The organism is Kocuria sabuli, assembly GCF_040981185.1.
GTDB classification, from domain to species: Bacteria; Actinomycetota; Actinomycetes; order Actinomycetales; family Micrococcaceae; genus Kocuria; species Kocuria sabuli.
Map to the genome: position 1 here is coordinate 33,329 of NZ_JAVHZE010000015.1, position 22,137 is coordinate 55,465.

Here is a 22,137-nt window from a genome sequence, read left to right on the forward strand (position 1 = left end):
CTTGGGGGGACAGCGTAGCGGCCACGATCGCCCGGTCATTGATCCGCCGCGGACGGCCCCACCGGTCGTGAGCAATCAGCTCCTCGATGCTGGTCTAGGTGTGGTCGGCTCGCCCGTCGGTGGCGCGCGAGTGATGGTGCTCTGCGGAAGGGGTCGTCATGACCCCCATGTGTGCGGCCGGCCCGGTTGACGTCCGCCGGACATGGCACCGCCCCGCTCACCCGGTGCGGGCGGCGGGGCGGTGCGAGCGTTCAGGAAGCTGCTGCGGTGATGTAGGCGTAGGCCCGGTCGGATCGTTCCAGCTTGCGCGCCTGTTCCTGGCTGTCGACGTAGATCGGCTCGTTGCCCAGCAGGCCCAGGTGCACTGGGATCTGGCGGACTTCCGACGGCTTGGTCAGGACCTTCAGAACCTTCGGGTCAAGGTCCAGCGCCTGGGCGGCGGCGTCGATCTTCTCTGCGGATACGGCCATGTCGCTCCTCCTCTCAGAGGGTCGTGTCGTCATTATCGCTCCCCTTCCTGGGTGCCGTCCACGGTGCCGAACTCACCGTGCTGCGCCTCGCCCTCGATCTCTTCGACGGCCGCCGGATCTTTGCCGGCGGCGGTGAGGATGTCCTCCTTGAAGGTGTCGGTCACGGTGTGCGCTGTGTCCACGAAGCCTGGCAGTTGCTCGCCGCTCTCTTCGGCGCTGCGCTGGAGATCCACGATGGCCTGACGCACGACGTGCTGCTGCTGCTCCGGCTCGCCCTCGGTGGCGCGGTCCACCGCCCAGCGGGCGTGCTCCAGCTGCTGCGCAGACTGGGTGGAGAGGTAGTTGAGATAGCTCACGGCAGCGACCACGGCGGCGACCACCCAGCTCATCACCTGGAGGCGTTCGAGGTTGCCGTCGAACCACCGCCAGAAGCCGTCGATCGCCTCACGGGCACCGGAGCCACCGATGACGTAGACGAGGGTGGGAACCAGGACCACGGCGGCCGCGAGGCCGATGAGCACGCGGAACCACCGCCGTCTGAACATGGGTGCTGGCATGGACTACCTCCGTGATCGGCCGGACACGAATCGAGCGTACCGACGGGCTCGGACGGTCTTCGCCGCGTCGAGCGGGTCGGTGCCGGCTCTCCTCCCATGTGTGCGGAGACGCCTCACGGTCAGGCTGGTGCGGGTGATCAGAACAGCACGGGATGGTTCGGGTCGACGTCATGGACCAGCTGCCGGATGAAGCCCTGATCCCAACCGTGCTGCTTGAGCTGCTCGCGCAGGTGCCGGGACCGGAAGGCGCGTTCAGCGCGGCTGAGCCGTCGCCACCGCGCGGCGTTCGGTGAGGGCATCCGGCCCTTGAGCCCCCGGTCCTTCATGTTCTCCGAGGCGGTGCCGAGCAGCAGGTGCGTGTTCGCCTCAAGGGAGGCTCGCACGCACAGCGGCACATCGCACCAGTGCAGGGCGGTCTGGTCCTCGATCGCCTCCGGGCCGCCGTGGACGGTCGCCCGGGCGAAGCGGTGAGCGGGGACGACCTTCTGGCCGGTGGGGGGTGTTGAACCAGGACCGGCCGTACCCGTCGTCGCTGATGGCGCCCACCCACAGCCAGCACGCGTCAAGGGTCGGGCCCTTGAGCACGTGGGCGTAGAACCGCTCCACATCGACCGGGTTCACGGCATCCTCCTCAGTACCCCAGAGCCACCGCCGGCTCGGCGGCCTTCTCCTGGTGCCGCGAGTGTGGCACGACCGTCGCCCGGCGCACCACGTTCAACCCATGAGCGGTCAGACAGGGGCGGGGAACCCGTGTCACGATGCGAACAAGCATGATGCCGAGCGAGAAGGAGTACAGCGTGTCGAGGCGACGGCAACAGGTGATCTTCCAAGCGGCGATCATCGTGGCCCTCATCGTGGGGCTGCGTCTGATCTTGGGCGAGTGGAACTGGTGGCTGACCGCGATCGGAGTGGCGTGGTTGCTGCTGACCAACCTGTGGACCCCGGGCGCCCGCCGCGGCGAGGCGAACGGGCGGCAGGAGGGTCCATGACGCCGGACCAGTCCCTGCGCGGGTATCTGATCGCGAAGCTCGTGGGTGCGGCGTTCCTGGTGCTCGGGCAGTTCGGGTCGTGGCCGCCGGAGACCAGGTTCGAGCGGGACTCGACCGGGCTCACTGTGGCTGCGGTGCTCATCGCCGTCGGCCTGCCCATCTACGAGTGGCGCCAGGGCCGCAAGGCCGACCTCGACGACTGAGCGAGACGGCGAACGCCCCGGGCTTCGTCCTGGAGCCCATGGCGTTCGCTCTCGCACCGACTCGCGAGCATTTGTGACGGCTCATCCGGTGCACCCATAACGATCTCGGCGCCAACCCTCCGGCTCCATCACCCGAGCTCCGCTGAGATGACGAGACTGGGCCCGTGGGCGCCGCTCGACGCCGCCTGCAGCTCCAGATCCCATCCACTGCACCTGCCGTGGACAGCGTCCGGCCCGTCCTCGGCACCCAGCCACGAGGACCGATCATGAACACCACCCAGCGCATCACCGCCGCGGCGGCTGCCGTCCTGCTGCTCGCCGCAACACCGGCCGGCGCAACCAGCCATGAGCCCGTCCCGTCGGCCGAGCCGCCGGCCGAGATGCAGGGGACGACGCCCAGCACCCACGGCAAGTTCGTGCCCTACCCCGAGGGCCACCTGACCCCGTACACCGCGCCGCTGTGCGACTCGGAAGTCACCTTCACCCCGGAACCTGTCGAGCCCCTTCGATACCGCGCCGTGGTCACCGAGGACGGAGACACGGTGGTGGAAACCCGCGGGACGTCCGCCGTGGACATCGTCCGGGCTTCGGACGGGGCAACCCTGGAGGACGTCGAGCTGGATTTCTCAGCGATCGAGACCTTGTACGGCGACGGCACTACCTTCACCATCGACCGCACCGGCCCCGCGCTGGTCATAGTGACCGATGAGGTGGAGGTCGAGGTGCTGGCAGAGGCCGGGCTGCCACAGGCGTTCATCTTCCTCTCGGGGCGTCTCAAGGCGACAATCACCTTGGAGTCCGAATCCGGAACCAACCCGGGGGAGCCGCCCGCGGTGGTCAGCGCGGAGCTCGTGGAGAACACCACCGAGTACGTCTTCGACGTGTGCCACCTGCTCGATCAGGCCGCGGCGGGAGAGGAGGCCCCGGCCCCGTGACCGTGGTCGGTGCAGCCCTGGGCGGGTGTAGCGCCGTGACGAACGCCCCGGACTCCGTGTCGGAGCGCCGGGGCGTTCGTCGTCTCGGTGCTCGGGTCAGGCTTCGGTGCCGAACATCTCGTCGAGATCCTCCGGGTCGTAGCGGAACCCCAGGGCCTCGGGTGCCCCTGTCTCAGCCACGCCGTCAGCGTATCGGCGCGCGAGCGCAGGACCGGACCGGCCCGCCGGTGACCCTCACGGCACCTCCTCCGGGCACGATGCATGTCCGTCTAGTGTGGAGCCATGGACCCGGTCCCATTGATCGACGGCGCGGCGATCGCCTCCGGCTTCTGGATCGCGGTCCGCCCGTCCCGGCGCCGCGGCGCGGACAGGGACCACCACACCGAGGAGCGACGATGACCGAGACGATCAGCCGCACCCGGACCACCTGGATCAGGATCACCATCTCCGGGCTCGGCCTTCTGGTCGCGGTGCTCGGCTACAGCTACCTGATCTCCAGCAACTGTGAGGCCTCCAGCGCCGGGGAGTTCCTCTCCGCATTCCGTGCCTTTCACACCGAGGCCGGCTGTTGAGCGCGCTGACTCCCGCCATGGCGGCACTGCAGGAAAGCACCTCCGGCGCCAACCCGATCGTCCCCACGCACTGGGAGTTCACTGCGCTCCTGCTCGGCGGTGCGCTGATCGCTCTGCTCGTCGTCGCGGTGATCTCTCTGTCGCGGGACCGGCGCTACACCCCGGCCCAGCGGCTGCTGTGGCTGCTGGTGATCCTGGTGGCCCCGGTGCTCGGGCCGATCCTGTGGCTGACCGTCGGGCGCAACCGTGTGCTCGACCGGCAGGAGGGCTGATGTCATGACGGCCAACGGCAACGAACACGTGCGCGCCACAGACAGCGAGGCTTCGCCCGGCTCCGCTGCTCCGGTGCCCACCGCCGGCCAGGCCGTGGCCCGCACGCTGCCGGCCTGCGCCGTCCTGGTCGTCGCGATGCCGGTGGCCCTGTGGTGGCTGCTGGACGTGCCATCCGAGGAGCTGCGCACGCCGTGGTGGCCGGCCCTGCTCATCGGGCTCGTCGTCGCGTTCCACGTGCTTGCCCGGCTGGCCCGCGCCCCACGCCCCCCACTCCCGCAGGTGACCACCGAGCGGGTTCACTGCGCGCTGGTGACGGCGTCCCGGTCCGGTGCCGTGGCGTCGGACCCACAGGTGCGCACCGCGGCCGGGGTCACTGCATGCCAACGCCTCGAGTCCGCGGTCTACTCCGGGGCAACCCTGACCGGTGTGCTGGTGGCCTGGTATGCGACGCCGCAGCCGCCGTGGCCGGCTTTTGCCTCCGTCGCCGGCGCCCTGGCCGTGTTCCACGTCGTGCAGGCCCGACACTCCTGGTCTTATCTGCGCGCACTGCACACCGCGGCCCGTACCGGCTGACGACCCGGCATCCGGACCGAACGAGGCCTACTCCCAGCCCGGCTCTCCAGGAACGTAGGCCGGCAGCTTCGCGTCGCCGGTGACCTCCAGGTGCACCCGGAAGGCCATGAGCCCACCGGCGGTTCCCGCGACGCCGGCGGTCGCCCTCAGTAGAGTCACACCATGGAGGACCTGCTCTACGAGTCGATGGACGCCACGCAGGCCGCCGACGCCCTCGATGCGTACCTGGCCGAACGCGAGGCAGCACTGTTGCAGCTGCGCGCCGCGCTGACCGATCACGGCCTGAATCCCGAGGAGATGCTCGACGGCTCCGTCTACTCGATCTCCCCGCTGTGGGTCTGGATCACCGCCCGCGCCGCCGAGCTCGGCGTCGATCCGCGCACGCTCGCCGAGGATCCGACCCGACCCACCTGGCCGTCCTGGGCCCGGCACGGTCGGCTCGTGGACCCGCATCCGCCGGCGTCGACGATCGCGCTCATCGACGGCTTCGCCTCCTACCTCGCAGACGTGCTCACCGCCCAGGTGCCCGAGGCCGCCTGGCAGGTCGGGCACCACCGGATCGCCGACTACCCGATGCTCCACTACCCAGTCCTGGCCGCCGACAGCCACGAGATCTTCCTGCCGGCCATGCCGCTCTACAGCGCCTACCAGTCCGCCCACGGCCGCGACCCGATGAGCGGGACCGAGATGCTGGCACACGTGCGCCGAACGATCACCGCGCTGCGCGGGGAAGGTCCGGCCGCATCCACCGCCGAGGACCCTGCGGTGACGGTCGTCGCCGAGGTCGAATGCTTCGACGTCGGGTTGCGCGCCGACATCGCCGAGCACCATCCGGAGGTGGTGGAGCAGATGATCCACGAGCTGTGCGACCGCGACGGCGTCGAATCGGTCCACCGCTACGGGCACGCCGCCCTGGTGGTCGACGCCCCGGAGTGGGACCAGACGCGGCTGAAGCTGTGGGCGACCATGTGGCTGCAGCGCCACCTGCCGCGGTGATCCGCCGGCTGATCGCGGGCGCCACGATCGTGGTCTCCGTGCTCGTGGCGGTGCGCTCCAGCGCCCCGGGAGCACGACACCCCGGGGCCGCCGCGGATACTCCCCCGCCGCGCCGTCAGAGCTGTGTCCGCTAAGTCTCGTCGGCGCGCTGTCGGCGCCGGGCCCTCCGCTTGTCGCCGGTCCCCGTCCCGAGCACCGCACCGATGGCCGAGACGATCAGCAGCAGCACGTTGTCGGTGCGCACGGCGAACCAGATCGGGAACGCCAGCAGGAACGGCAGCGAGATCAGCGCCAGCAACCCCTGTCGCTCGGCCCGGCGCACCTGAGCAGACTGCGGCGCCCGGTGCCGCGGGGTGCACTCGCTCATGAACCGGAGCTGCGCTGTTCGCGCGCCAACTGCCCCAGGCTCGCCGTCAGGAGGAGGGTACCGACGATCATGACCACGGACCGGATCACGTGGAGCCATCGAGCTCGTCTCGACACTTCATGCACCTCCGCTTCCCATCTCCCTCGCATCCTGGCACGCAGTCGCCGCACTCGTCGTTCCCCTCTTGTGGTCCGCTCGCACAGCTCGGGCCGGCCGGTAGCCTCGACCTCATGGACCACTCCACCCAGCACACCGACGAGGTGCTCGTGACGATCGCCGGGTCCGACACCGAGTCCGAGGAGGTCCTGTGAGAGGTGAGGTGCTGGGCGTCTGCGCCGGCGTGGCGGTGGTGGCCCTGGGCATGTGGATCATCTGGATGTTCCGCGGGGTGTTCCCCATCTGGATCCTCCTGCTGGGGCTCGCGTTCCTTATTGGGCGCCCGGTGCTCGACTGGCTTGAATGGCGAGTCCAGACCTACGAGAGGAACGGCCAGGACGAGGAGTAGCGCTCAGCTCCACCCGGCGACCCCTAGGTAGACGATCACCCACACTGCGGTCGGTATCCGTGCTGGTCTCTTCGTTCCGCTGCCCTGATCGCGTCCCGGCCCCCGTATCCTGGCACGCGCGAACCAGCCTCGTCGTTCCCCTCTTGTGGCCCGCCCGCACTGCCGTCGTCGGCCGGTACCGTCAGTGCCACGGACGAGACCGCCCAGGCGACAGCCGAGGCCCCTGTCCCGACCGCCGGGCAAGTCCTCGTGCGCGCTCTGCCGGCGGCAGCCGTGCTGGTCGTCGGCCTGTCGCTGGCCGTCCGCCTGGTGCTGGACGGGTCCGGTCAGACGCGGACCGTCTGGTGGCCGGTGCCGCTGATCGCTTTTTTCGGACTGGTCGTGCTGCTCGACCGCGGCGTCCGGGTGCCGCGCCCGCGCTTCGACAAGCGCGTCGGCCAGGCGCAGTGGAAGCAAGCGTTCGCCGCCGCGGCGAAGGCCGGGTCTCTGCCCGCACACCGCGAGGTGCGGACCGCGGTCGGCGTCGTCGCCTGCTCCAACCTCGAGGGACTGGTGATCGGGTGCGCCATGTTCATCGCCTTCTTGCTCTGCGCACCGATCGCCCCGGCGTTTCCGTGGCTGGCCGCACTGGGCGCCCCAGTGGTCCTCACCGGGATCGACGTCGTCCGGGCTCCCCGAGCCTGGGCCTACCTGCGCGCCCTGCACACTGCGGACCGCACCGGCTGACGACACGGCGGCGTTGCGTCTGCCACTCCCATGGATGCATCCGACGCTAGGGTGGCGGGCATGACGAGCCGAACGTTCACCGCTGCAGCAGTCATCGCCGCGCTGGCGCTGGCCGTCACCGCTTGCGCATCGCAGGAGCCGGCATCACCTCCGGCTCCCAACCTCACCGACTGGGCCGCCGACAACGTGCCCGTCCCGGAGGAGGGCGGCTTCTCCATGGCCAACGTCGCTGCCTCGGGTGGGGCCCATGCCAGTGACTCCACCCCCGACGTCGAGGCCGGGTGGTACGCCGTCACGGTGGCGTGCGAGCCGACGGATTCCGAGACGGCTCTCAAGGACCGCTCGGCGAAGATCGTGTTCAGCGGTGAGAGCGGCACCTACGGCGGAGGGGACTGTTCGGCCTCTCCGATCACCACGACCATGTACTTCGGCATCCCCGACGAGCCAGCACCGGAGACGTTCAGCGTGAAGGTCCTGACGGACGGTCAAGAGGTCTACTGGGGTCTGTCCGCTTCACCGACGTCGTCCCCGGAGTAGTTCTCCGAGACCCGAAGACACGACGAGGTGTCGAGCTGGAACGTCACACGCACCCGCGCCAGCTGCTCGCCCTGCACATCTCCGACCGCACCGGCTGACGCCCCGGCATTCGGACCGGGCGGGTCCTACTCCCAGCCCGGCTCCCCCGGTGCACAGGCCGGCAACTCCGCATCGTCGGCGACCTCCAGCTGCACGCGGTAGCCCAGCACCTGGTGCTCGTCCGAGCATCCCGGCAGCTGCGGGCCAGCACCGGGGAACGCGTCCAGTGGTGCGCTCGCTTCGCTGCTGCGTCGGATGGTGAGCTCGCCCGGGTGCGGGCCTTCGTCGAAGGCGTAGTGCAACGCATCGATGGAGCGCACGGTGCCGGTCACCGGCAGATGTGGCATGTGCTCGGGAGTCTCCCCGTGGTGCTCCTCGCGGTACCGAGGCGCAGACCGGCCGTGGTTCTTGGACGGGTCGCGGGCCACCAGCTTCCAGGTGAGGGTCGAGCCGATCCGACACGGGTCGCCGCAGCACTGCTGCTCCCACTCGCTGATCTCCACCTCGATCATCATGGCGCGAACCTAGCAGGGCCGCGTCAGGCAGCGATTGTCCTGTCCGCTACCGGCACCTCGGGGTGATGCCCCGTCGATATGTCCGTGCGTTCGGGTCACGGCCAGCGCGGGGCAACTCGACCCCGAGACGTCGTTCCGTCGCGAGGAAGCAGCCAACGTGCCAGGACGAATCACGTCAGGCCGCAACTCGGGTGGGTCGGTATCGCATGGCGACCGCCCCCGACCGGAACTCATGGCGGTCCACGAGCTCGAGCTGGATGCGCTCGCGCAGACCGGCGAGCAACGTGGGCCCGTGACCGGCAAGGACCGGCTGCACAAGGAACTCGTACTCGTCGATCAGTCCCAAATCTGCCAACGCGAGGGGGAGTGTCACGCCACCCACCCACAGGCCCTCGCCCGGCTCCTGCTTGAGCCGCTGAACCGCTTGCCCCAAGTCGCCTCGCACCAGCTCGGCATTCCAATCGACCCCGCTCAGCGTGCTCGACACGACGTACTTCTTCACCTGGTCGATGGTCTCTGCGAACGGGATCTCCCACTCAGCCATCCAGTCAGGCCACGTGCCCGTGGCCGGCTTCCGCCACGCCGACTCCATCATCTCGTAGGTCACCCGGCCGAAGAGCAGGGCATCGGCTCGCTCCATCTCAGCGGTCCAGTAGCGCATCGACTCCTCGTCCGGGGAAAGCCCTGCCTCGTGATGGCAGCAGCCGTCGAGCGTGACGTTGATCGAGTATCGAAGTGGTCTCATCTCGTTGTTCTCCCTTGATGGGCGCCCCGCGTTCACCGGAGCGTACTCAGATGACTGCCGGCGCCATTTCTCACCGGCGCCCCGATCGCACCTACCTTAACGCCGTCGTGGTGCGAACCAGTCCGCAGACCGAGCGCGATAGGGATCCGGCGCTCGGGCCGTTCAGGTTCGCCACGGGACGGCGCCCATAACGCATCGACCTCGATGCACAGTGCCACGCCACCTACCGTCGGCTCAGGATCAACGACGAACCTCGCAAACGTTTTCTGACGCAGCACCAGATAGCTTCCCTCGATGTGCAGTTTCAGCGGAGGAGCCCCTTGTGCCTTGCGGCTGGCCAAGGAGTCGGGTGGACCTGCGGCAGACCCGTCAGGCGTTGTCACCGTAGACGTACTGACGGAACCGGGGCGGCACGTGCGTTCGCTGCCAGGCGAGTTCCTGGGCCAGCTTTTCGCCGGTAAGGGCCTTGCGCGTGTATCGCTCTATCTCTCGACTGTGGGCTGCCATGTGAGCGACCGCCACCGCTTGACCGCAAGCTCGTGCAACAGCCGTCGCGGACGCACTTGATGCTCCACGGGCCGCAGCGTGGCAACCGAAGGCGAGCTCCCGCATCGGCCCCACACCCCGTTGCCCTACCGCGAACTGCCGTGCGCCGTCGAGAGCGTCGCCAAGCCGTGAGTCCTCGGGACGCTCGGCGGTGAACACGGGCAACAGTCGCTCGACGCATGCGACGGTCCAGCGAATCAGCTCTTGGCGGTCCTCCTCCGGCAGGGTCAGATCGGTCAAGTCCGCTTCCATGCCTTGATCATCGCAGGCGGCCACCGGATACCGATCCGTTCCGCTACCCCGACCTCCTCTGAACCGTCGATCACCCAGGCCTGCCCGCGGCCGCGCGGGCACCCGCCTCCCTAGCGGTGGTCTGCCCCGGCGGCATCGTGGAGACGAGGAACAGGGAAAGCACCGCGGTCCCGGATGGCCAGGACGGCCCCACCGAGCAACCCAGCCACCAGCCCGTAGGGAGTGAGGACCAAGACGTAGAGGAACCACACGGGGTCAACCACCACGTTCAGTACCCGGAAGGGCAGCATCAACCCCACACCTGAAACAGTCATCAGCCCGATGCGGACCCCGGCGGTCAGGCCGTAGTCGGCCCCGGCCTCCCAGCACGGGCCCCACACCAGCTGGGTCCACACCAGCCCCACCCCGGTCAGCACCGCCCAGCACAGCAACCAGGTCGACCAGTCGGTGCCGTCCATCGACAAGACAGCGGCGTAGCCCAGGGCCAGGACCGGGGCGAGGGCTTGGAACACCAGATAGGTGCTCAGCCGATGCACGTGCAGGGCTCGTCTCACCAAATCCCGCCTTTCCGCTCGGTAACGCCCACCGTATGCCGCATACCCTCAAAAATACGCAAGAACCTCGCTCAGGGCCGCCATCCAGGAACCCTTGCTGCCGCATGAGGGCGCAGGAGTCGATCGGGATCGCGAGGTTGTGGTCCCGATTCCGGTCGCGGAGCACCCTGTGCTGAGTCGGGCCACAATGGCAGGCATGGGGGCTGACACCGTGATCTGCGCACTGGGGGCCTGCACGATTCTCGCCGGTATCCTCTGGCAGCTTTACGCCAAACGCCACTACGCCGCTGTCGCCCGGCGTGCGGTGCGCAAAGGCCGCCGCCTCCCTTCCCGTGGAACAGTGGGCCTGGCTGGGGCCGGCACGTTGATCCTGACCGGCCTGTCGATGGCGGCCGTGGCCCTTTTCCTCTAGGAAGCCCTGGGTTCTCCTGTCCGAGGTCCCACTCGGGACGCACCAAGTGGGCGTGCGCCTACATTTCGGCGGCCCAGAAGGAACCCCTGCTGCAACAGTTTGGAATACCGGGGTGGTTGCGGCTGAGTACGAGTGGAGGTGTTGTGCTGGAGCGTTAGCCTCGGCCCATGAGTGTCACTGGCGCCAACATCTCCGAAGCGGTTCCTCCGCGCAAGACGCCCCGGTGGGTGCTGGTTTTGGTTGCCCTGTCCGTGCTCACCCTCCTGGGAGGGGCGCTGACGGTGTTGCTCAATCCGTTCGAGGCACCTTTGGATGGTTCGCTTATGCCCCCATGACTGGTGAGACGTTCCCCGGCATGACTTTCCTTAGACTTGGTCTCAAAACCTGATCGGTCGTTGCCACCCGCCGGGGAGTGGTTCACAGTGCCTGCATGACGACGAGGACGCAGTCGTGGATGGTCGATGACCGGCTGTGGGAGCTGATCGCCCCGTTGATCCCGCCTCAGCCACCACCTCGAGGGCCCGGGGGCCGACCCCGGATCGAGGACCGGGCGGCCCTGGATGGGATCCTGTTCGTGCTGCACACCGGGTGCCGGTGGCGGGATCTGCCTCCGGCTCTGGGGTGCGGGTCCGGGCACACCGCCTGGCGTCGATTGCGCGAGTGGCAGGACGCTGGAGTCTGGGAGAAGCTCCACCGAGCCGTGCTCGAGCAGCTCTCCGAGCAGGAGATCCTCGACTGGTCCCGGGCCAGCATCGACGCGGTGTCCGTACGGGCCAAAAGGGGGCGAGCTGACCGGGCCCAACCCCACTGACCGCGGGAAACCGGGCACGAAGTACCACCTGCTCACCGACGCGGCCGGTCTTCCCCTGCACGTCCTGGCCTCAGCGGCGAACGTCCACGACAGCAGACTCTTCGAGCCGCTGCTGGAGACCAACCCGAGTGTGCGCGGCCGACGCAGGCGCCCGGGGCGGCCCCGCCGCAGGCCCGAGAAGCTGCACGCGGACAAGGGCTACGACTACCCGAGGTGCCGCCGCTACCTGCACCGGCGAGGGATCAAGGTTCGGATCGCCCGGCGCGGGATCGAGGCCAAGAACCACCTCGGCCGGCACCGCTGGGTCATGGAACCCACCATCTCCTGGGTCCTACGGTTCAAGCGCCTCGGGCTGCGCTACGACCGCACCGCCGCCACCCCGCTCCCGCTGCTGATGCTCGCCGTCACCCTGATCAAGCTCCGCCGACTGCGCCAGGCAACGAAGTTATGAGACCAGGTCTAAAGGGGCACCGGGGAGTTCTTGTCGATCGACAGGGACAGCGTTGCGGTCATGCCGTTCCTCCGAGAGGGCGGGTGGTGGGCTGCTGCCCGCCCGAGGGTGAGCAGCCGGTCAGGCCATGGGCGGGGACGAGTACCGTCGCCGCGGACCAGGGTCGCCGGGATACCCGTTGGCAGCGCTGTGCGGCGGAACCACGCGGTGCAGTCATGAAAGGTCTCCTCTTCTGGCCGGGTCCCGGCGCTGGAACGCGCTGCCGCAAACCCGGTCGCTAGTTGTGTTGGCAATCACACTAATACGTACTAGTCTTTCTGCCAAAGGTTTGTCAGGACATGTTGAGGACATCGCTCCTGAGCCTCCCCTTCCGCGCTCCACCCCTGACTCGAAGGAGAATCCCGTGTCGGATCCCCGTACCTTGAACATCGGTTTGATCGGCGCCGGCCGGATCGGTTCCAGCCACGCCGAACTGATCACCCGCACCGTGCCCAACGCCCGACTGGTCGCGATCGCTGACCCGGTCGAGGGCGCCGCAGCGCGCCTGGCCACCGCATTGCACATGCCTGCCGCCTACGCCGATCCGGCCGAGCTGCTGGCCGACCGGGGAATCGACGCGGTCGTGATCACCGCCCCGGCCCGCTTCCACGCCGGGTTGGTGGAGCAGGTCGCCGCGACGGGCAAGGCAATCTTCTGCGAGAAGCCGGCCGGGATGACGCTGGAGGAGATCGAGAGGGTCCGGCGCGCGGTGGAGACCCACGGGGTGCTCTTCCGGATCGGGTTCAACCGCCGCTTCGCCGATGGCTTCCCGCAGGCCCGCGCGGCGATCGAGGCCGGGCGGATCGGCACTCCGCAGCTGCTGCGCTCGACCACGCGGGACCCGGGGCTGGCGAACCCGGCGGCCGTGGCCCCGTGGACGATCTTCCTGGAGACCCTGATCCACGACTTCGACACCCTGAACTTCCTCAACCCCGCCGCGCAGGCGCTGCAGGTCCACGCGGTGGCCGACGCCCTGGTGGCCCCGGACTTCAAGGACGCCGGGCTGCTGGACACCGCCGTGGTGACCATCCGCTACGACAACGGGGCGATCGCCACCGCCGAGGCCAGCTTCGCCGCCGCCTACGGCTACGACACCCGGGCGGAGGCCTTCGGCTCCGCCGGTATGGTCACCGCCGGGGACCTGGCGGCCTCGAGCATGCGCTACTACGGGCCCGAGGGCATCGGCATCGACACGGTGCGCGCCGACACCCAGTCCATGCGGACCGCCTACACCGGCGAGCTGCAGGCCTTCACCGACACCGCGCTCGGACATCCCTCGCAGGGTCCGGGGGTGGAGGCGGCCCGCGACGCGCTGCGGATCGCCCTGGGCTGCATCGAGTCCTGCCGCACCGGCGCCCCGGTGACCCTGGAGCTGGTGGGGGTCACCCGGTGAGCGGATTCACCCTGGCGGCCAACGCCGAGATGCTCTTCCCCGACCTGCCGTTCGAACAGCGCGTGCGGCGGCTGCACGAGGCCGGCTTCCAGGTGGAGATCTGGGACTGGACCACCAAGGACCTGCCCGCTCTGGTGGGCACCGGGGCCCGGTTCGGGTCGATGACCGGCTACGTCTCCGGCAGCCTCATCGATCCGGACGGGGCGGCACAGCTGCTGCGCACCGCCGAGGACTCCCTGGCAGCGGCCGAGGTGATCGACTGCCCCCGGCTCAACGTCCACGGCACCGGACTGGACCCGCAGGGCCTGCCCGTGGTGGCCCACGAGGTCGTGACCGGGGCGGACTGGCTGGCCGCCGCCCGCACCCTGGAGCGGCTGGCGGCACTGGGCGAACGCCACGGGCGGGTGTTCACCCTGGAGAACCTCAACACAGCGGTCGACCACCCCGGGGTGCCCTTCGGCCGGGCCGAGGACACCCTGGCCCTGGTCACAGCCGTGGACAGCCCGCATCTGCGACTGAACCTCGATCTCTACCACGCCCAGATCGGGGAGGGGAACCTGGTGGAGCTGTGCGCCCGCGCGCTTCCGTATATTGGAGAGATCCAAGTGGCGGACGTCCCCGGACGCTGCGAGCCCGGCACCGGGGAGATCCACTACCCCCGAGTGGCCGCCGCCCTGACCGAGACCGGATACGAAGGAGTGATCGCGATGGAGGCCTTCGCCGCCGCCGACCCCGAGGTGGCCCTGGAACGCTTCCGGGACGCCTTCACCACGTCCTCAGCGTGACCCCGGACGCCCCGGTCCCCGAAGCTCCCGGCCGCCCGTCCGGGCGCCGCGTCACCATGCGCGACGTGGCCCGGGCGGCCGGGGTCTCCCAGCCCCTGGTCTCGATCGTCTTCCGTGACGCCCCCGGGGCCAGTGAGGAGACCCGCGCCCACGTGCTGGCCGTGGCCGCCCAACTGGGCTACCGCCGCGACGAACGCGCCCGCCTGCTGCGCCAGGGCCGCTCCCGGCTGCTCGGGGTGGCCTTCGAACCCGTCCAGCCATTCCACGGGGAGATTCTCGATGGCCTGCACACCGCCGCCCAGCAACGGGGCTACGACATGGTGCTGTCCGCCGTCACTCCGCACCGGGCCGAGGACGCCGCCCTCGAGGCCCTGCTGCGCGACCGGTGCGAAGCCCTGATCCTACTGGGCAGTGCCCTGTCCCAGGCCCGCCTCGAACAGATCAGTGCGACCCTGCCGGTCGTCTCGGCCACCCGGGCCTTCGACGCGGCGGGCTTCGACAGCGTGGCCACAGACGACCACCGCGGCGCAGTCCTGGCCGTGGAGCACCTCCTCGGCCTCGGGCACCGGCGGATCGCCTACATCGACGCCGACCGCGAGGCCGGCGGAGCCAGGCGCCGAGCCGGCTACCAGGACACCATGGCCGCTGCAGGCCTCGGCGAGCAGATGCTGATCGTGCGCGGTGGCGCCTCGGAGGCCGGCGGTGCCACCGCGATCACCCAGCTCTTGGCCCAGGACCCCGCGCCGACCGCCGTGGTCGCCTTCAACGACCGCTGCGCGGTCGGGGTGGTCAGCCAGGCACGGATCCTGGGCCGGTGCGTGCCCGGGGACCTGTCGGTGGTCGGCTTCGACGACTCCGAGCAGGCCTCCCTGCCCTACCTCGACCTCACCACACTGGCACAGGACCCCCGCCTGCTCGCCCGCACCGCCGTGGACCTGGCGCTGCGCCGCTTGGATGCGACGACTGAGGACACCACCGTGACCGGGGAGCACACCGTGCTTCCCGCCCAGCTCGTCACCCGCACCAGCACCGCACCCGCCGGCCACTGAGGGGCCAGCTCACCATGCCGGCACCACATCTGGTGACGCACCTCAGGGCGCCTGGTCCGGGTGCAGGTAACGGTATCGACCCTGGAAATACAGGAAAGGTTCGCGCACGGGCTGGGTGGCCGGGCTTATCTCGATGACCCTGCCCAGGACGATGAGATGGTCACCGGCGTCGTGCTCGGCCCAGCTCTCGCAGTCGAGCCACATCAGGGTGTCTTCCAGGACCGGGTTGCCCGCCCGGGTCGAGCCCCATCGGATGCCCGCCCACTTGTCGGCACCCTTGCGGGCGAACTGGTTCGACACCCCCTGCTGCGCCTGCGAGAGGACGTTGACCGCGAATCTCCCGGTCTGCCGGATCCGGGGATAGGTGGTGGAGGTCTTCTTGACGCTGAAGGAAATCAGCGGCGGGTCGGTGGAGACACTGTAGAAGGACTGGCAGGTGCACCCGATCGGGCCCTGTTCGTCATGGCCGGTGATGATCGTGATCCCAGAGGCGTAGAGCCCGAGCGTGTCCCCGAAGGCCCGGGGGGTCGATGTCCCGCCGGTGGGCTGCTGTGCTCATGGCCGGGTTCATCGGGCCGGATCCGTGAGCCGGGGGTCCAGCCCGTACTGGGCAGGGGCCCCGAGGTTCTCGCGCAGGGTGGGACCTTCGTAGTCGAGGTGGAAGAGCCCGCGCTCCTGCAGGATGGGCACGACCTCGTCGACGAAGGTGTCGATCCCGTCCTCGTAGACGTCGATGGAGACCCAGAAACCGTCGGCGGCCCCGGCCTCGAACCACTCCTGCAGGTGATCGGCGGTCACTGACGCGGGCCCCACCGGTGTGGGGTGGTAGTCGATGACCCCGTGGGCGAGGATGTCGCGGATGGTCCACCCCTCCCGGGCGACCTCCAGGGCTCGCGGGGAGCGGGGATCGAAGGGGCTAGGCCGCGCAGCGGCCAGCTGGGCGGGGGTCAGTGGCCGGTCCAGCTGACTGACCTCCAGCTCCAGTCCCAGCATGGACCCCAGGTACGGCACCCGGGCCGGGAACGTGTGCTCACCCAAGGCGACGCGGCGATCCAGGGCGGCCCGCTTGGTGGGGCCGATGGCCGGCATCACCCCGGCGAAGAACTTCACCTCGTCGGGGTTCCGTCCGGCCCCGCGCGCAGCGTCCCTGATGGCTTCGCGCTGGGTGCGTGCGTCCTCGATCGTGAAGACCGCACCGATGACGGCGCTGGCGTACCGGCCGGCTATCTCGAGTCCGTTCGCTCCGCCTCCGGCGGAGAAGATCACCGGCTGGCCCTGCTCCGAGGGCGGAACAGGCAGCGGCCCCTGGGAGGCGACGTGCTCCCCGCCCAAGTTGATCGCTTGGATCTTCGCCGGGTCGGCGAACCGTCCGGTGCTCGTGTCCCTCAGCCAGGCGTCGGTCTGCCAGCTGCCCCACAGCGCCTGGGTGATCTGGATGGTCTCGTGGGCGCGCTGGTAGCGCTGCGGGCGGGCGGCGATCTGGCGGCCGAAGTTGGCCGCGGAGCTGGGGTCGCTGGTGGTCACCGCGTTCCAGCCGGCACGGCCGTGGCTCATCACGTCCAGGGCTTTGAACTGCCGGGCGAGGTTGTAGGGCTCGTTGAAGGTCGTCGACCCGGTGGCCACCAGCCCGATGCGCCGGGTGCCACGGGCGATCGCCGCCAGCGTCATCATGGGTTCCAGGGTGAGCTGGGGCGCCTCGTGTTCCAGGTTCCCGCTCAGGGCCAGGAAGTCGGGCAGGAACAGGAACGCGAACTTCCCGCGTTCGGCGGCCTGGGCGTAGCGCACCTGGGCGTCGAAGTCGGTGTAGCTGGACGGGTCCACCCCGGGAGCACGCCAGGCGGCGGGCTGGGAACCGTAGCCGTTGCCGAGCTGCATGCCGAGGATCATCTGCGGGCTGGTCATCGAGGATTCTCCAGTGTGAGGGAACTTAAACGGAGTGTCTCTCCGCCTACTTGTCCCAAAGATATGGAGACTGTCTCCACATTGTCAACGGAGCGACCCCCCCCCTCCTCGACCCGGAGAGGCCGATGAGTGTTGGGTAACCGTGGGGACCGATGTCGCCGGCGAAGTAGTGGGCAACCGTGTCGACATCCCGACGGCGGCCCGGCGCTGCCCCTGGCCCATGGGCTCGGCGCCTGGTTGCCGACGATCGCCAGGAGGGCCGGTCTGCGGGGTGGCACCTTGTTGTCAGCACCGAGGCGACTCCAGAGTCACACCTCACCCCGCCCCGGGACTGTGCGGTACTCCCGTCCTCAATCGGGGCGGCATGGGGGAAGGGCGCCGGGGCTGCGGACGAGGCCTCATTCATCACCCAGTGAGTGATCTTCTGGGCTGGGCATCACGGCGGCGCACGCTCGACCCAGGGGCGGGCCGGGGCGGTCATCACCGTCGGGATCGGTAAGCGGGTGCGCCTCCGGGGCCGGGTCAGAAGGTGCGCTCGGCCACCCGCACCCGCTGGGCCCCCTCGAGGGCGGAGGCCAACCGGGCGGCGGTGACGGGGGCGGCGGGGGCCTCGAGCAGGCGCTCATCGGGGGTGGCGGGGTCGGCGAGGTAGAGGCGGGTGTAGGCGGCAGCCTCGGGCTCGAACCGCCAGCTCTCGGTCAGGGCGCCGACGTCGAGGGTGTCGAAGCCGAGCCGGTCGATCAGTGCCGTCACCTGGGTCTTCGCCGCGGCGTCGTTGCCGGCGATGGGCAGGGTGGTGCGGTCGGGGGACCTGGCGGGGCGGGCCAGGGCGGGGATGTGGTGGGCGAGGATGTTGTTGAACGCCTTGACCAGCCGGGCGCCGGTGAAGTGTCGCTGGACGAGCTCGCTGGTGGTGAGCTCCTCCGCGTCGAGCTCGGGGATGCGCCCGTCGCGGAACGGGTAGTAGTTGCTGGTGTCGAGCACGGTCTTGCCGTCCAGCAGCCCCGCCGGGAGGGCGGTGGTCGCGGTCAGCGGCACGGACAGCACCACGAGCTCCCCGGCGTCGGCCGCCTGCTCGACGGTGCCGGCGGTGGCCAGCGGACCCAGCTCGGCGACGAGGTCGGTGAGGGTTTCGGGGCCACGGGAGTTGGCGATGACGACCGGGATGCCGGCCGCTGTCGCCAGGCGCGCGATGGCCGCGCCGATGTTGCCGCTGCCGATGATGCCAAGGGTGGGCATGACGAGTCCTCGTTCCGGGGTAGGTGGGATGGAATGAAGGTGGTGACGTCCACTCGGGCGTAGGGCCCGCAGTGGCGGTTCACGAGGAGCCGGCGGGCCGATACCTGGGAACCCTCACGGACTCCGCGGTCGTTGCCGCTTCGTCCTGAGGAGCGCCGTGCTCGGCACTGGGCTGTGCGGGCGTCCCCGTGGCTACTGGTGCTGGTCAGGTCGCCGGGGTGTCTTCGGGTCGGGGTGTGGCCCAGCCGGAGCGGACCATCTCGCGCACGGCCTGCGTCGAGGCCTCGTCGGCCATGGCGGCCCCGCGCACCCAGGCCGTGGCCAGGGCGGCCAGGAACAGGTCCCGCCCACGCACCCACGACCGGGCGGTGCCCTCGCGCTGGGCCGCGCCGAGGAACTCCTCGGTGGTCGCGATGAAGCCCTGGCAGGTGATCGCCAGCGGGGAGGACTCCTGGGACAGTGCCGCCCGCAGGGGATCGGGCAGCCCGTCGAAGGCGGTGACCCACTCCCCCAGCGCGTCCAGCCAGTGCTCCAGCGCCACCGCCGAGTCGGCCTCCTGCCGGAGGGCCTCGCGCTGGGCCTCCAGCTCCTCGTTGCGGGCCTGCAGCAGAGCGGCCAGCAGGGCGTCGCGGTTGGGGAAGTGCCGGTAGAGGGTTCCTGCTCCGACACCGGCTCGCTTGGCCAGGGCGTCCAGGGACCCGGTGATGCCGGCCTCGGCGAAGAACTCCTCGGCCACTTCGAGGATGCGTGTGCGGTTGCGCCGGGCGTCGGTGCGCGGCCTGCGCGTGCCGGTCTCTGCCTCGGTCATGGTCCGGATCCTCTCCTCGACTAAGTGGAGACTATCTCCGCATGGTCGCCGAGGGCAAGCGAGGGCATCCTCCAGCTCAAAACCCGACGCGTCCCGCTCGACAGGACTCGCACCACCGACCACCTGCCGAACCCACCCAGTTCCAGTCACCGCACTGCACCACCGCCGGGGACTCGGTCCGGGATCTGCGGCGCGCACTCCGGGTGGTCCGCGTACCAGCACCACCCCTGCTGCGTCATCGGCCCACAAACTCCAGTCGCCAGCCGCCACCCCAGACGTGGCCACGATCACAAGCAGGGAGAGAAGCAGTCACTTGTCAAAGGGAGACACTCTCCGGTTTACTGATGTGGAGGCGCCCTCCGTTTGAGGGTACGCCCCTCCCTCGCCGTCGACCACAGGACCCGGTCTGCCCAGAGCCCTCCGCGAGGCTGAGCCCACCGCATCAGGAAAGAGAACCCCCGATGACTACCCGCCAGGCGTCGATCGACCCACAGCCCGATACCGGCCCTCACGTGCTGGCCACTTCCCAGGTCGCGGGTTCGCGCGACAAGCTCGCCCCCGGTGACGGCCTGGTGCTGGGGTTACTGATGGCCTCGACCTTCATCGTGCTGCTGAACGAGATGCTGCTGGGGGTCGCGCTGCCCACGCTCATCGAGGAGCTGGCGATCACCGCGACGACCGGGCAGTGGCTGACCACCGGTTACCTGCTCGTCCTGGCCGTCCTGATTCCGGCCACCGGCTTCGTGATGCGCAAGTTCCACCTGCGCACCATCTTCCTGACCGCGATGTCGCTCTTCACCCTGGGGACGGTGCTCGCCGCTCTCGCCCCCGGCTTCGGGGTCCTGTTCACCGGCCGGATCATCCAGGCAGTGGGCACCGCCGTCTTCCTGCCGCTGCTGATGGCCACGACCATGCGCCTGGTCCCGGCGGCCCGCCAGGGCCGGATCATGGCGCTGGTCGTGATCGTGTCCTCCGCCGCCCCGGCCCTGGGTCCGGCGGTCTCCGGCCTGGTGCTGTCCCAGCTGAGCTGGCGGTGGCTGTTCATCCTGATGGTGCCGGTCGCCCTGGTCGGACTCGTGCTGGGTGCGGTGAAGCTGCGCAACATCACCACACCGGAGCCGGTCACCCTCGACGTACTCTCCCTCGCTCTCTCGGCCGCGGGGTTCGGTGCGCTGGTCTACGGGCTGGCCACCATCGGGGAGTCCACCTCGGGCCACACCCCCGTCTCCCCCTACCTCCCCATCCTCGTGGGCGTCCTGGGCGTCGCCGCGTTCGTCCTGCGGCAGCGGGCGCTCCAGCGCACCGACGACGCGCTGCTGGACGTGCGGATCTTCGCTGTCAGGGCGTTCACGGTGCCGCTGCTGGTGATGCTGGCCCTGACCATGACGGCCTTCGGCACGGGAGTCGTCTTCCCGCTGGTGCTGAGCAGTGTCAGCGGGCTGGGCACCTTGCAGATCGGGCTCTTCCTGGTGCCCGGCGGTGTCACGATCGCCGTGGTCTCGGCCATCGGCGGGCGACTCTACGACCGCCTCGGCCCTCGACCCCTGGCGATCCCCGGAGCGCTCATCGTGGCCGCCTCCCTGTGGTTCCTCAGCCGGATCGACGCTGACACTGCCGTCTCGACCCTGCTCATCGCCTACATCGCGATGATCGTCGGGCAGGCGCTGATGTGGAGCCCGCTGACCACGGCCGCACTCTCGGCGCTGCCCGCTCACCTCTACCCCCACGGCAGCGCGGCCTTCGGCACCATCCAGCAACTCGGTGGCGCGGCCGGCACCGCCATCCTCGTCTCCGCCCACACCCTCGGATCCACCGCACACGGCACCGGACCCCTGGATCTGGGCCAGTCCGTCGCCGCCGCACAAGCCGCCTTCACCGCCGCGGCCGTCATCGCCTCCGCCTCGGCCCTCGCCACCCTGTTCGTGCGCCGGCCTCGACCACTCGACCCGCACACCCCCGCAGAACCCACACCGGGTGCCTCGGCGGCAACGGCCTGACCCACACCCCCTCGCCCCCATCGGGGGCATCCACCTGCAGCGAGGAGACAGACCATGAAGATCGGCATTCTGGGCATCGGGCACATCGGCACCACTCTGACCCAGCGGTTGAGCGCAGCCGGACACGACGTCAAGGTCGCCAACTCGCGCGGCCCACAGACAATCGGGCCCGAGGCGCTGGCCTCAGGCGGACGCGCGGTCCTGGCGGCCGAGGCAGTGAACGATGTCGACGTCGTGATCCTCTCCGTTCCCCTGCACCGTCTTCCGCAGATCGCGCCGCTGCTCACCGGTGTGCCGTCCGGCACCGTGGTCATCGACACCTCGAACTACTATCCGCAGCGCGACGGCAGGATCGAGGCCATCGAGGCCGGTCAGGTCGAGAGCCTGTGGGTGGTTGAACAGCTGGGACGACCGGTGGTCAAGGCGTGGAACGCGATCGGCTCCCATTCCTTCGCGGCCAAAAACAAGCCGGCGGATAGCCCGGACCGCATCGCCATCCCTGTGGCAGCCGATGACGACCAGGACCGGGCCGTGGGCATGGCTCTCGTCGAGGCCACCGGCTTCGACGCCTTCGACGCGGGCCCGTTGGCGCAGTCGTGGCGCCAGCAGCCGGGCACCCCGTGCTACTGCACCGACCTCACCCTCCAAGAGATGCCGGAGCAGTGGGCAGCAGCGGACGCGAGGCGATCGCCGAAGCGACGCGACCTGGCCGTCGCCGCCATCCAGGAACGGGTCGGGGACGCCACCACCAACCCCGACGCCGAATACGGCGTGCGTCTCAACCGCGCCCTCTTCATCTGAACCCACACAACCCGTCGTCCCAATCCCCAGCAGACGCGGCGACAACCGACCTTCACCGGTACGAGGCCGTGGCTTGGGGTGCTTCGCTGTGAAACC

The 22,137-nt window shown here is 69.6% G+C and carries 32 protein-coding genes and 1 pseudogene; 19 read left to right on the forward strand and 14 right to left on the reverse strand.

Annotated features, from left to right (window positions below):
- Positions 1-251 precede the first annotated feature (251 nt).
- The 3 genes from RE027_RS13700 to RE027_RS13710 form a co-directional block, all read right to left on the reverse strand.
- Positions 252-470, reverse strand: a complete 219-nt coding sequence (locus RE027_RS13700) for a hypothetical protein (protein ID WP_368808831.1) — start codon at positions 468-470, stop codon at positions 252-254.
- A gap of 32 nt (positions 471-502) precedes the next feature.
- Positions 503-1,027 (reverse strand): hypothetical protein, encoded by a 525-nt coding sequence (locus RE027_RS13705; RefSeq protein WP_368808832.1) that lies wholly within the window; start codon positions 1,025-1,027, stop codon positions 503-505.
- Positions 1,028-1,164: 137 nt separating this feature from the next.
- Complete coding sequence (locus RE027_RS13710; RefSeq protein ID WP_368808833.1) at positions 1,165-1,410, reverse strand: hypothetical protein; 246 nt, start codon at positions 1,408-1,410, stop codon at positions 1,165-1,167.
- A gap of 414 nt (positions 1,411-1,824) precedes the next feature.
- On the opposite strand from RE027_RS13710, the gene RE027_RS13715 reads away from it, so the two are divergent.
- From RE027_RS13715 to RE027_RS13740, 6 genes are all read left to right on the forward strand, one after another.
- Positions 1,825-2,016: a hypothetical protein gene (locus RE027_RS13715; RefSeq protein ID WP_368808834.1), complete on the forward strand. Its 192-nt coding sequence runs from the start codon at positions 1,825-1,827 to the stop codon at positions 2,014-2,016.
- On the forward strand, positions 2,013-2,219 hold the full coding sequence (locus RE027_RS13720; RefSeq protein ID WP_368808835.1) for a hypothetical protein: 207 nt from the start codon (positions 2,013-2,015) through the stop codon (positions 2,217-2,219). The genes RE027_RS13715 and RE027_RS13720 overlap by 4 nt, the downstream gene beginning before the upstream one ends.
- A 266-nt stretch (positions 2,220-2,485) precedes the next feature.
- On the forward strand, positions 2,486-3,154 hold the full coding sequence (locus tag RE027_RS13725; protein WP_368808836.1) for a hypothetical protein: 669 nt from the start codon (positions 2,486-2,488) through the stop codon (positions 3,152-3,154).
- Positions 3,155-3,549: 395 nt separating this feature from the next.
- Positions 3,550-3,726 (forward strand): hypothetical protein, encoded by a 177-nt coding sequence (locus RE027_RS13730; protein WP_368808837.1) that lies wholly within the window; start codon positions 3,550-3,552, stop codon positions 3,724-3,726.
- A 17-nt stretch (positions 3,727-3,743) separates the two neighbouring features.
- A complete protein-coding gene (locus tag RE027_RS13735) occupies positions 3,744-3,998 on the forward strand; it encodes a PLD nuclease N-terminal domain-containing protein (RefSeq protein WP_368808838.1) in 255 nt (84 codons plus the stop codon).
- Between the two features lie 4 nt (positions 3,999-4,002).
- Entirely contained in the window at positions 4,003-4,572 is a 570-nt protein-coding gene (locus RE027_RS13740; RefSeq protein WP_368808839.1) for a hypothetical protein, read from the forward strand.
- Positions 4,573-4,599: 27 nt separating this feature from the next.
- Here the strand turns inward: RE027_RS13740 and RE027_RS13745 are convergent, their stop codons facing one another.
- Entirely contained in the window at positions 4,600-4,731 is a 132-nt protein-coding gene (locus RE027_RS13745) for a hypothetical protein (RefSeq protein ID WP_368808840.1), read from the reverse strand.
- A 3-nt stretch (positions 4,732-4,734) separates the two neighbouring features.
- Here RE027_RS13745 and RE027_RS13750 point away from each other — a divergent pair, with 3 nt between their 5' ends.
- The gene (locus RE027_RS13750) at positions 4,735-5,568 is read left to right on the forward strand and encodes a hypothetical protein (protein WP_368808841.1); all 834 of its coding nucleotides are present in this window, start codon (positions 4,735-4,737) and stop codon (positions 5,566-5,568) included.
- A gap of 130 nt (positions 5,569-5,698) precedes the next feature.
- On the opposite strand, the gene RE027_RS13755 is transcribed toward RE027_RS13750, so the two are convergent.
- Positions 5,699-5,935 (reverse strand): hypothetical protein, encoded by a 237-nt coding sequence (locus RE027_RS13755; RefSeq protein WP_368808842.1) that lies wholly within the window; start codon positions 5,933-5,935, stop codon positions 5,699-5,701.
- 119 nt (positions 5,936-6,054) lie between these two features.
- On the opposite strand from RE027_RS13755, the gene RE027_RS13760 reads away from it, so the two are divergent.
- The 4 genes from RE027_RS13760 to RE027_RS13775 all read left to right on the forward strand — a co-directional run bounded on the left by RE027_RS13760 (position 6,055) and on the right by RE027_RS13775 (position 7,703).
- A complete protein-coding gene (locus tag RE027_RS13760) occupies positions 6,055-6,246 on the forward strand; it encodes a hypothetical protein (protein ID WP_368808843.1) in 192 nt (63 codons plus the stop codon).
- Positions 6,243-6,440, forward strand: coding sequence for a hypothetical protein (locus RE027_RS13765; protein ID WP_368808844.1), 198 nt, complete (start codon positions 6,243-6,245; stop codon positions 6,438-6,440). The genes RE027_RS13760 and RE027_RS13765 overlap by 4 nt, the downstream gene beginning before the upstream one ends.
- Positions 6,441-6,689: 249 nt before the next feature.
- A complete protein-coding gene (locus RE027_RS13770) occupies positions 6,690-7,166 on the forward strand; it encodes a hypothetical protein (RefSeq protein WP_368808845.1) in 477 nt (158 codons plus the stop codon).
- Positions 7,167-7,226: 60 nt separating this feature from the next.
- Entirely contained in the window at positions 7,227-7,703 is a 477-nt protein-coding gene (locus RE027_RS13775) for a hypothetical protein (RefSeq protein WP_368808846.1), read from the forward strand.
- A 125-nt stretch (positions 7,704-7,828) separates the two neighbouring features.
- On the opposite strand, the gene RE027_RS13780 is transcribed toward RE027_RS13775, so the two are convergent.
- The 5 genes from RE027_RS13780 to RE027_RS13800 form a co-directional block, all read right to left on the reverse strand.
- Positions 7,829-8,257 carry a DUF6578 domain-containing protein gene (locus RE027_RS13780; RefSeq protein WP_368808847.1) on the reverse strand — a complete coding sequence of 143 codons (429 nt, stop codon included), beginning with the start codon at positions 8,255-8,257 and terminating at the stop codon, positions 7,829-7,831.
- Between the two features lie 175 nt (positions 8,258-8,432).
- Entirely contained in the window at positions 8,433-9,002 is a 570-nt protein-coding gene (locus tag RE027_RS13785; RefSeq protein ID WP_368808848.1) for a dihydrofolate reductase family protein, read from the reverse strand.
- A gap of 32 nt (positions 9,003-9,034) precedes the next feature.
- Complete coding sequence (locus RE027_RS13790; RefSeq protein ID WP_368808849.1) at positions 9,035-9,343, reverse strand: hypothetical protein; 309 nt, start codon at positions 9,341-9,343, stop codon at positions 9,035-9,037.
- 28 nt (positions 9,344-9,371) lie between these two features.
- A complete protein-coding gene (locus RE027_RS13795) occupies positions 9,372-9,788 on the reverse strand; it encodes a putative immunity protein (protein WP_368808850.1) in 417 nt (138 codons plus the stop codon).
- A gap of 122 nt (positions 9,789-9,910) precedes the next feature.
- Positions 9,911-10,354, reverse strand: a complete 444-nt coding sequence (locus RE027_RS13800; protein WP_368808851.1) for a hypothetical protein — start codon at positions 10,352-10,354, stop codon at positions 9,911-9,913.
- A gap of 196 nt (positions 10,355-10,550) precedes the next feature.
- On the opposite strand from RE027_RS13800, the gene RE027_RS13805 reads away from it, so the two are divergent.
- From RE027_RS13805 to RE027_RS13830, 6 genes are all read left to right on the forward strand, one after another.
- Positions 10,551-10,766 carry a hypothetical protein gene (locus RE027_RS13805; RefSeq protein ID WP_368808852.1) on the forward strand — a complete coding sequence of 72 codons (216 nt, stop codon included), beginning with the start codon at positions 10,551-10,553 and terminating at the stop codon, positions 10,764-10,766.
- A gap of 167 nt (positions 10,767-10,933) precedes the next feature.
- Positions 10,934-11,101 (forward strand): hypothetical protein, encoded by a 168-nt coding sequence (locus RE027_RS13810; RefSeq protein ID WP_368808853.1) that lies wholly within the window; start codon positions 10,934-10,936, stop codon positions 11,099-11,101.
- A gap of 119 nt (positions 11,102-11,220) precedes the next feature.
- A protein-coding gene (locus RE027_RS13815; protein ID WP_438612440.1) for an IS5 family transposase occupies positions 11,221-12,028 on the forward strand; the annotation gives its coding sequence in 2 pieces (ribosomal slippage) (positions 11,221-11,543 and positions 11,542-12,028; 810 coding nt in all).
- 403 nt (positions 12,029-12,431) lie between these two features.
- Positions 12,432-13,460: a Gfo/Idh/MocA family oxidoreductase gene (locus RE027_RS13820; protein WP_368808855.1), complete on the forward strand. Its 1,029-nt coding sequence runs from the start codon at positions 12,432-12,434 to the stop codon at positions 13,458-13,460.
- Entirely contained in the window at positions 13,457-14,245 is a 789-nt protein-coding gene (locus RE027_RS13825; protein ID WP_368808856.1) for a TIM barrel protein, read from the forward strand. The genes RE027_RS13820 and RE027_RS13825 overlap by 4 nt, the downstream gene beginning before the upstream one ends.
- Positions 14,242-15,294 (forward strand): LacI family DNA-binding transcriptional regulator, encoded by a 1,053-nt coding sequence (locus RE027_RS13830; RefSeq protein ID WP_368808857.1) that lies wholly within the window; start codon positions 14,242-14,244, stop codon positions 15,292-15,294. Before RE027_RS13825 ends, RE027_RS13830 begins: the two co-directional genes overlap by 4 nt.
- Before the next feature lie 42 nt (positions 15,295-15,336).
- Here RE027_RS13830 and RE027_RS13835 read toward each other — a convergent pair whose 3' ends face one another.
- The 4 genes from RE027_RS13835 to RE027_RS13850 all read right to left on the reverse strand — a co-directional run bounded on the left by RE027_RS13835 (position 15,337) and on the right by RE027_RS13850 (position 19,243).
- Positions 15,337-15,777: a flavin reductase family protein gene (locus tag RE027_RS13835; RefSeq protein WP_438612441.1), complete on the reverse strand. Its 441-nt coding sequence runs from the start codon at positions 15,775-15,777 to the stop codon at positions 15,337-15,339.
- A gap of 84 nt (positions 15,778-15,861) precedes the next feature.
- Positions 15,862-17,196 (reverse strand): NtaA/DmoA family FMN-dependent monooxygenase, encoded by a 1,335-nt coding sequence (locus RE027_RS13840; protein WP_368808858.1) that lies wholly within the window; start codon positions 17,194-17,196, stop codon positions 15,862-15,864.
- Positions 17,197-17,718: 522 nt separating this feature from the next.
- On the reverse strand, positions 17,719-18,435 hold the full coding sequence (locus tag RE027_RS13845; protein ID WP_368808859.1) for an NADPH-dependent F420 reductase: 717 nt from the start codon (positions 18,433-18,435) through the stop codon (positions 17,719-17,721).
- A gap of 205 nt (positions 18,436-18,640) precedes the next feature.
- Positions 18,641-19,243, reverse strand: a complete 603-nt coding sequence (locus RE027_RS13850; protein WP_368808860.1) for a TetR/AcrR family transcriptional regulator — start codon at positions 19,241-19,243, stop codon at positions 18,641-18,643.
- 461 nt (positions 19,244-19,704) lie between these two features.
- Here RE027_RS13850 and RE027_RS13855 point away from each other — a divergent pair, with 461 nt between their 5' ends.
- Both RE027_RS13855 and RE027_RS13860 read left to right on the forward strand, forming a co-directional pair.
- On the forward strand, positions 19,705-21,240 hold the full coding sequence (locus RE027_RS13855) for a DHA2 family efflux MFS transporter permease subunit (protein ID WP_368808861.1): 1,536 nt from the start codon (positions 19,705-19,707) through the stop codon (positions 21,238-21,240).
- Positions 21,241-21,291: 51 nt separating this feature from the next.
- Positions 21,292-22,041 (forward strand): annotated as a pseudogene (locus RE027_RS13860) (NADPH-dependent F420 reductase); the annotation flags it as partial.
- Positions 22,042-22,137: the final 96 nt, after the last annotated feature.

Coding starts and splice junctions, on each gene's coding strand:
- RE027_RS13700 (WP_368808831.1), bottom strand. CDS start 470: ATGGCCGTATCCGCAGAGAAGATCGACGCCGCCGCCCAGGCGCTGGAC.
- RE027_RS13705 (WP_368808832.1), bottom strand. CDS start 1,027: ATGCCAGCACCCATGTTCAGACGGCGGTGGTTCCGCGTGCTCATCGGC.
- RE027_RS13720 (WP_368808835.1), top strand. CDS start 2,013: ATGACGCCGGACCAGTCCCTGCGCGGGTATCTGATCGCGAAGCTCGTG.
- RE027_RS13725 (WP_368808836.1), top strand. CDS start 2,486: ATGAACACCACCCAGCGCATCACCGCCGCGGCGGCTGCCGTCCTGCTG.
- RE027_RS13730 (WP_368808837.1), top strand. CDS start 3,550: ATGACCGAGACGATCAGCCGCACCCGGACCACCTGGATCAGGATCACC.
- RE027_RS13735 (WP_368808838.1), top strand. CDS start 3,744: ATGGCGGCACTGCAGGAAAGCACCTCCGGCGCCAACCCGATCGTCCCC.
- RE027_RS13740 (WP_368808839.1), top strand. CDS start 4,003: ATGACGGCCAACGGCAACGAACACGTGCGCGCCACAGACAGCGAGGCT.
- RE027_RS13750 (WP_368808841.1), top strand. CDS start 4,735: ATGGAGGACCTGCTCTACGAGTCGATGGACGCCACGCAGGCCGCCGAC.
- RE027_RS13755 (WP_368808842.1), bottom strand. CDS start 5,935: ATGAGCGAGTGCACCCCGCGGCACCGGGCGCCGCAGTCTGCTCAGGTG.
- RE027_RS13760 (WP_368808843.1), top strand. CDS start 6,055: ATGCACCTCCGCTTCCCATCTCCCTCGCATCCTGGCACGCAGTCGCCG.
- RE027_RS13775 (WP_368808846.1), top strand. CDS start 7,227: ATGACGAGCCGAACGTTCACCGCTGCAGCAGTCATCGCCGCGCTGGCG.
- RE027_RS13780 (WP_368808847.1), bottom strand. CDS start 8,257: ATGATGATCGAGGTGGAGATCAGCGAGTGGGAGCAGCAGTGCTGCGGC.
- RE027_RS13785 (WP_368808848.1), bottom strand. CDS start 9,002: ATGAGACCACTTCGATACTCGATCAACGTCACGCTCGACGGCTGCTGC.
- RE027_RS13805 (WP_368808852.1), top strand. CDS start 10,551: ATGGGGGCTGACACCGTGATCTGCGCACTGGGGGCCTGCACGATTCTC.
- RE027_RS13810 (WP_368808853.1), top strand. CDS start 10,934: ATGAGTGTCACTGGCGCCAACATCTCCGAAGCGGTTCCTCCGCGCAAG.
- RE027_RS13840 (WP_368808858.1), bottom strand. CDS start 17,196: ATGACCAGCCCGCAGATGATCCTCGGCATGCAGCTCGGCAACGGCTAC.
- RE027_RS13845 (WP_368808859.1), bottom strand. CDS start 18,435: ATGCCCACCCTTGGCATCATCGGCAGCGGCAACATCGGCGCGGCCATC.
- RE027_RS13850 (WP_368808860.1), bottom strand. CDS start 19,243: ATGACCGAGGCAGAGACCGGCACGCGCAGGCCGCGCACCGACGCCCGG.
- RE027_RS13855 (WP_368808861.1), top strand. CDS start 19,705: ATGACTACCCGCCAGGCGTCGATCGACCCACAGCCCGATACCGGCCCT.